5 protein-coding genes and 1 pseudogene are annotated in these 5,749 nt (G+C 50.2%); all 6 read left to right on the top strand.

From position 1 onward, the window contains the following. Positions 1-849, top strand: an 849-nt coding sequence (locus tag Q0140_RS03940; protein WP_297962106.1) for a hydrogenase small subunit, incomplete at its 5' end; no start/stop codon positions are given. 2 nt (positions 850-851) lie between these two features. After that, positions 852-2,573 (top strand): nickel-dependent hydrogenase large subunit, encoded by a 1,722-nt coding sequence (locus Q0140_RS03935; RefSeq protein WP_297962104.1) that lies wholly within the window; start codon positions 852-854, stop codon positions 2,571-2,573. A gap of 3 nt (positions 2,574-2,576) precedes the next feature. Beyond that, positions 2,577-3,251 carry a Ni/Fe-hydrogenase, b-type cytochrome subunit gene (cybH, locus tag Q0140_RS03930; protein WP_005870440.1) on the top strand — a complete coding sequence of 225 codons (675 nt, stop codon included), beginning with the start codon at positions 2,577-2,579 and terminating at the stop codon, positions 3,249-3,251. After that, positions 3,248-3,343 (top strand): annotated as a pseudogene (locus Q0140_RS03925) (hydrogenase expression/formation protein); the annotation flags it as partial. The gene cybH and the pseudogene Q0140_RS03925, both read left to right, overlap by 4 nt. Before the next feature lie 60 nt (positions 3,344-3,403). Beyond that, positions 3,404-4,126, top strand: coding sequence for a hydrogenase maturation protease (locus tag Q0140_RS03920; RefSeq protein ID WP_297962108.1), 723 nt, complete (start codon positions 3,404-3,406; stop codon positions 4,124-4,126). Further along, positions 4,110-5,747, top strand: a complete 1,638-nt coding sequence (locus Q0140_RS03915) for a hypothetical protein (RefSeq protein WP_297962102.1) — start codon at positions 4,110-4,112, stop codon at positions 5,745-5,747. The genes Q0140_RS03920 and Q0140_RS03915 overlap by 17 nt, the downstream gene beginning before the upstream one ends. Positions 5,748-5,749 lie beyond the last annotated feature (2 nt).

Genomic DNA, 5,749 nt, shown 5'->3' with positions numbered 1-5,749 from the left:
ATATTTGATTACATCAGCCTAGAATACCACGAGACGATAATGGCTGCCGCAGGCTGGCAAGCCGAGGAAAATTTAGAGGGCGCGATCGAAAAATACAAGGGGCGCTATATCTTGATGGTAGAGGGCGGAATTCCAAGCGGCGAGAATGAATTTTTCCTAACCGTGGGTCCTGAGGGCAAGAGCGGAGCTCAGCACTGCAAGCACGCTGCCGAAGGCGCTGCGGCGATATTTGCGATCGGCACCTGTTCGAGCTTCGGCGGTATCCAAGCCGCAGCTCCGAATCCGACCGGCGCCGTAGGTTTGGACAAGATCATAAACAAACCCGTCATCAACATCCCGGGCTGTCCGCCTAGCGAAAAAAATATCGTCGGCAACGCGCTAAATTTCATCCTTTTCGGCACGCTTCCAAGCCTTGACGTTTATAACCGACCGAAATGGGCTTACGGGCTGCGCATCCACGATCTGTGCGAGCGCCGCGGACATTTCGACGCGGGCGAGTTTGTAGAAAGCTTCGGCGATGCGGGCGCAAAGGACGGATATTGCCTTTATAAAGTAGGCTGCAAGGGTCCTTACACGTTTAACAACTGCTCGCGCGAGCGCTTCAACTCCCACACTAGCTGGCCGGTACAGGCGGGTCACGGCTGCATAGGCTGCTCGGAGCCTGATTTTTGGGATCATATGGGACCTTTTGAGGAGCCTTTGGCGGATCGCCTTTACGAAAGCGTTTTCGGCGGGCTCGGCGCTGATGCTACTGCAGATAAGATAGGTGTCGGAATTTTAGCGATCACGGGTGTTGCGGTAGCGGCACACGCGGCGATTGCGTCATTTAAGAAAGATAAAGGGGAATAATCATGTCGCAAAGAATCGTAATAGATCCGATAACCAGAATAGAGGGACATTTAAGAATAGAGGTCGTAGTGGATGATGAAAACGTCGTCCGCGAGGCTTATAGTAGCTCGACGCTATGGCGCGGGCTTGAGACCATAGTAAAAAATAGAGATCCTCGCGACGCGGGATTTTTTATGCAAAGAATTTGTGGCGTCTGCACCTTCTCGCATTACAAAGCAGGCATCGTCGCTGTAGAAAACGCCCTCGGCATCACTCCGCCGCTAAATGCCTTGCTAACGCGCACGTTGATGGCTAATGCGCTGTTTTTGCACGATCATCCTGTGCATTTTTATCAACTCCACGGGCTTGATTTCGTGGACGTCGTAAGCGCTCTTAGCGCCGATCCTAAAAAGGCGAGTGAGGAGGCGTTTAAATACTGTGACACCCCTTATGCGTGCGGTGCGGATAAACTAAAAGAGGTGCAAGATCGTGTGGGCGCTTTCGTTAAGAAAGGCGCTTTGGGGCCTTTTGCCAACGCCTACTTCGGCCACCCAACATATAAGCTTAGCCCAGAGCAAAATTTAATCGCTCTTTCGCACTATCTTGAGTGTTTGCGTATTCAGCGCACGGCGGCTCAGATGATGGCGATATTCGGTGCGAAACAGCCTCATCCGCAAAGCCTCACCGTAGGCGGCGTAACCTGCGTAATGGATATCCTAAGTCCTGCGAGACTGGGCGAATATATGTCTAAATTTAAAGAGGTCGCAGACTTCGTAAATCGCGCCTACTATCCTGATCTCGTAATGGCTGCGAAGGCTTACGGCAACGAGCCTAGCGTGCTAAACGATATCGGCGTGGCAAATTTATGGACTCATCAAGAATTTCAGCTTTCAAAGAACGAATGGCTATTTCAAAGCGGCATGATCCTTGACGGCGATATTAGCAAGGTTTTGGAGCTTGATGAGAACAAGATTACCGAGGAGGCAACGCATGCGTGGTATAAAAACGATGCGGCGCTTCATCCTTACGACGGCGAGCAGGAGCCGAATTATACGGGTCTTCAGGACGGACAGAGCATCGACGCGCACGGCAAAGAAGCGCATACGAAGGTGCTCGATACCCAGGGCAAGTACACCTGGATCAAGGCTCCGCGCTACGACGGCAAGCCGCTTCAGGTAGGACCTCTTGCAAATATCGTAGTAAATTACGCCAAGAAAAACGAGCGCGTAGTAAAGGTCGTGGATCAATTCCTAAAAGACGCCGGCTTGCCGCTTGAGGCGGTATTTTCGACGCTTGGACGAACGGCGTGCCGTATGATCGAAGCCAAAGTCATAGCCGACAACGGACTGATCGCACTAGAAAATTTGATCGCAAACATCAAAAGCGGCGATACGCAGACCTGCGCAAAATATGTAATCGATAATTCCAAAGAGTACAAAGGTCGCTATATCGGTCACGTGCCGCGCGGCGCACTTAGCCACTGGTGCAGGATCGAAAAGGGCGTCATCAAAAACTGGCAGGCGGTCGTACCTTCTACTTGGAACGCCACTCCGAAGGATAAAGACGGCGCTATGGGCGCTTACGAATCCTGCTTGATCGGGCTTAAACTTGCCGATCTTTCCAAGCCGCTAGAGATCATCCGCCGCATCCACTCTTTCGATCCTTGCATCGCTTGCGCCGTGCACGTAATGGACGCCAAAGGAGCGGAGCTTGGCTGCTATAGGGTAGATCCCAGCAAAGGATAAACGATGAAAAAAAGATTTGCGGAATATGAGTTCTCCATCGGTCTTAGGCTCACGCACTGGCTGCGCGCGCTTTGCATTACGATTTTGGTGATCACCGGATATTACATCGCCTTTGTTTTTACCGCGCCCGAGGTAAGTCCCGAGCCGGTGCTTTTCATGCAGGCTAAATTTAGATTCGTGCATCTGATCTTCGGCTTTGCGATGATCGGTGCGGCGATCTTTAAAACCTATCTTTTCTTCTTCGATAAAAAGAGCAGAAAAGAGCTTTTAAGCATCAAGGATTTTTTTAGCCCGCGCGTCTGGATCGCTCAGATCAAATACTATATCTTTTTGGGCGAGCACCCGCATCTTCGCGGCGTTTATAACCCGCTACAGTTCATCTCCTATCTGGGCTTTTATCTAGTGCTGTTCGTAATCTGCCTAACGGGAATGATTCTATACGTTCACGTCTATCACGAGGGGTTAGGTGGCGCGCTATATGGGCTCTTGCGCCCGCTGGAAGCTGCGATGGGCGGTCTAAGCGAGGTGCGAATGATTCACCATCTTTGCATGAATATTATCATAATCTTCGTGCCGATCCACGTCTATATGGCGGTCTTTAACGCCGTCAAGGGTAGGGACGGCGCGATGGATGCGATCGTAAGCGGCTATAAATTTAAAAAGGAAGAGCACGCTTGAGGGTGCTGGTACTGGGTATCGGCAACGTCATCTACGCGGACGAGGGCATAGGCGTGCACTTCGTCCGCGCGCTCGCGCAGAACTATAAATTTTATCCTAAAGCCGCCGCACGAAATTATATAGCGGGTGAAAATTTTGCGGCGCGGAATTTTATGCAAAATTCCGCCCAAGTATCTGCGATACAAAATTCTACCTCGCAAAATTCCACAGAGCGCGGCTCCTCGCAAAATTCTGCGAATGAAAATTTTATCTCCGAGCAGAATTCTGCAGCAGTAAATTTAGACCGAAATTCTACTTCAGAACATTCCGCAAAGCAGGATTCCGCTTCAAATTTTACTTTGCAAAATTTAGCAATAAATTCCGCAGCGCAAAGCTCTATTAATGCGGACTTTGTCGCCGAAAATCCCGCCGCATCGAGCAACAGCGCGGATCAGATCAGCTTTATCGACGGCGGGACGCTGGCTAGCTTTTTGATGCCTACGATGGCGGAATTTGATGAAATTTTGCTCGTAGATTGTATAGACGCGGACGGCGCAAAGAGCGGCGAGGTGTACCTTTTCGACTACGACGCGATGCCTAAGCAGATCAGCTGGAGCGGTTCGGCACACGAGGTCGAAATGCTTCAAACCCTGCAGATGATGGATCTTTGCGGCGATCTGCCTCACGTTAAAATTCTAGCTGTCGTGCCGCGGCGCATCGAGAAGGCGAGCTTTAAGCTAAGCTCCGTGATATTAGAGTCCTCAAAAATCATGGAAAAAACGGCGCTTAAGCACCTATCGGATCTTGGCTTCGCGCATGAAAAAATCGCCGATCTCAGCGCCCAAGACATCGCGGATCGATTTGCAAAAAAGGGGCGAGATGATAGTAGCATATGAGTTTAACTACCTTAATGAAAACGCGCTGATAGCGCACTTCTTACTGTTTTATGCTCGCAAAAGCGCACTTGAGTTTTGCCTGAAAAAAGAGGCGAGCTTAATAAGCCTTTTCGTGCGCGGCGGCGAGGATGAAATTTTAAAATTTAGCGACGAGGCGATGCCTCTGATTCCAAACTCAATATTTTTGGCAAAATCCTCCGTGCGCGTGGTGGACGAGGACGGCGCTGAAGCGAAAACGCTGAAATTTAACGGCACGTTTGAAGATACCTCCTCGGGCGATATAAGTAAATTTTTAGAGGATGAAATTTCAAACGCCCATAACACCGCTAAATTTAATAACTTCACTCCGCGAGTGATGAAAGAATACCTCGCTCACGCCGAGCCGTCTCAAAACGAATTCGAAATAATAAGCGGCGCCGGCGTACTTCATGACGGCAAATTTGAAGCGGTAAGCAGGGAAAATTTCGCCCGCTTGCTGGAGCTTTGCCGCCTAAGCTTGCTTCACGCAAGGCAGGTGCAGATCGAGCGCGGCGGCGCAACTTTCACGCTCAAAGCGGACGTGGATTTTAGCGCCGATTTTTTGATAGCTGCAGGAGTGGGCGCGCTGGATGGGATTTTTGTGAGCGATGAAAAGAGTAGAATCGCGCTCGCAGCCTTCGAAAAGCCGCTCATAAGCCTAAAAACCAATGCGATCTTTAGAAAAAACCACGAGGACGCACCTAAATTTTTCGACGTAAAGCTTGCGGGCGACATATTCGTGTTTGCGCTGGGGCGCGCTTTGGCAAGCGACGGGATCTATTTTTTAAGCGCAAAATGCGAAAGCGCGGCGCAGAAAGATAAAATTTTTAAGGTCGCGCCGCTGCAAAACGGCTTTTTGATCGTGCAAAACGAGGACTTTTTAAGCGACGCCGCAAGCGCTTATCTGAAAAACTCAAAGGACAAAAACTCCGCTCTTTTTGCGCTTACGTGCCGCGAGAAGGGACTTTTAGATGATCCCAAAAAACGGGTTTTGCGCTGCTTTTTGGGCGTGGACGCGGACGATGAGATCGCAATTTATGGCGAAAGCTCCAAAAAAATTCTGCTTAAATTTGATCTGCCGCGCAGCTTCGACGAGCTTAAGGCGCAAATTTGCGCAGATGAGACGGGCGCGAAGCTGTTTGAAAATTTCAGCGCCAAATTTAACGTAAACGCCGCAAAAATCGATGAAATTTTAAAAAGCGCAAACGCAGGATTTCACAGCATCTTTAGCGTCGCCGCGCAGCTTATCTGGGGGCGCAATGCGGCGTTTTTGACGGCAGCTGCGGAGGATTTTGCGGGCGGCAAAGGGGTGCGGCTTGATTTTTGCACGGACGAGCGCGGCTACGTGCAAGCGGATAAAATTTTGCGCTCGGCGATGAGCTATGCGCTCGCAAGCGCCAATGAGAAGCTGTTTGCGTTCGGATTTTTCGATAGTTTGGGCTACTTTTTAAGCGATCTGGCGGATGAGCGCAAAGAGGATTTTGACGTTTTGATCTTCGGCGGAGCGATGTTTAGCGGGCGCAAATTTGCGGATTTGATGCTTAAGCTTTGCAAAAATTTTGACGCGAGCTTTAGCGACAGCTTCGCGCTTCAAGCTCGCTAGAT

The organism is uncultured Campylobacter sp. (assembly GCF_938045405.1).
GTDB lineage: Bacteria > Campylobacterota > Campylobacteria > Campylobacterales > Campylobacteraceae > Campylobacter_B.
The sequence above is the reverse complement of the archived record's forward strand: the minus strand, read 5'-3'. Positions and strand labels throughout refer to the sequence as shown.